At 64.0% G+C, this 1,155-nt stretch carries 1 protein-coding gene; it reads left to right on the top strand.

What is annotated here, in order from left to right; all coding sequences use genetic code 11:
* The first annotated feature begins 245 nt into the window (after positions 1-245).
* A complete protein-coding gene (gene map, locus JCM25156_RS17435) occupies positions 246-1,055 on the top strand; it encodes a type I methionyl aminopeptidase (RefSeq protein WP_025814162.1) in 810 nt (269 codons plus the stop codon).
* Positions 1,056-1,155 lie beyond the last annotated feature (100 nt).

Below are 1,155 nucleotides of genomic sequence, written 5' to 3'. Positions count from 1 at the left end.
GGGCGGTCGTGCATGCGGCGCATCCGGCGCCGGTGCGCGCGCATGTACATCTGGTGGGAATGGGGCGTGTGGCCCATGGCGCGCACAGCCATGCGAAGGCCCGAAGCTGACAGCCGCGATCCGGCGCTGTATAGGAAGCCCGTTATCCATCCGGCGCGGCTGACAGGTGGCTCAGGCAGGTTCCTGTCGTCCCTTGCATGACCGCGGGCGGATGGTCATGTGTCGAGTACAGGAAAGGATACGGCATGGAAGGCGATATGCACGGCGGCGGGGTGCAGCTTCACGCCCCGGAAGATTTTGCCGGCATGCGTGCGGCCGGGCAGCTTGCCGCCCGCACGCTGGACATGATCACGCCGCATGTGCGTGAAGGCGTGACCACGGGCGAACTCGACCGGCTGATCCATGACTACATGGTGGCCAATGGCGCGGTTCCGGCAACGCTGGGCTATCGCGGCTATCCGGCGTCGAGCTGCATTTCGATCAATCATGTCGTCTGCCACGGCATTCCGGGTGATCGCGCGCTGAAGGATGGTGACATCCTCAATATCGATGTCACCGTCATTCTGGACGGCTGGTATGGTGACACCAGCCGCATGTACACGGTCGGCAATGTTTCCATCAAGGCGCAGAAGCTGATCGAGGCGACCTACCGCGCGCTCATGCTGTCCATCGAGGCGGTGCGCCCCGGCGTCACGCTGGGTGACATCGGGCATGTGATCCAGACCTATGCCGAAGCGCGCCGTTTTTCGGTGGTGCGGGATTTCTGCGGCCATGGAATCGGTCGCACCTTCCACGCGCCGCCCAACGTGCTGCATTACGGTCGCCCCGGTGAGGGGCTGGTGCTGCGCCCGGGCATGTTCTTCACCATCGAGCCCATGCTCAACATCGGTCGTCCCGATGTGAAGATCCTTGATGATGGCTGGACAGCCGTCACGCGCGACCGCTCCCTCTCGGCCCAGTTCGAGCACATGCTGGGGGTTACGGAAGAGGGGTGCGAGGTCTTTACCCTTTCACCCGCGGGCCTCACCTGCCCGCCCTATCCTCCGGTGGAGTGAAACCAGCGGGGCCGGAGCTTTCATGCCATTTTCCTGTTCGCTGCGTTATCGCGCGGTTTTCCTCGCTTTCCTTGGCCTGAGCCTGCCGGGCGGTGTCCGG

Source organism: Komagataeibacter kakiaceti JCM 25156 (assembly GCF_000613305.1).
This window is presented reverse-complemented; position numbering and strand designations above follow the sequence as displayed.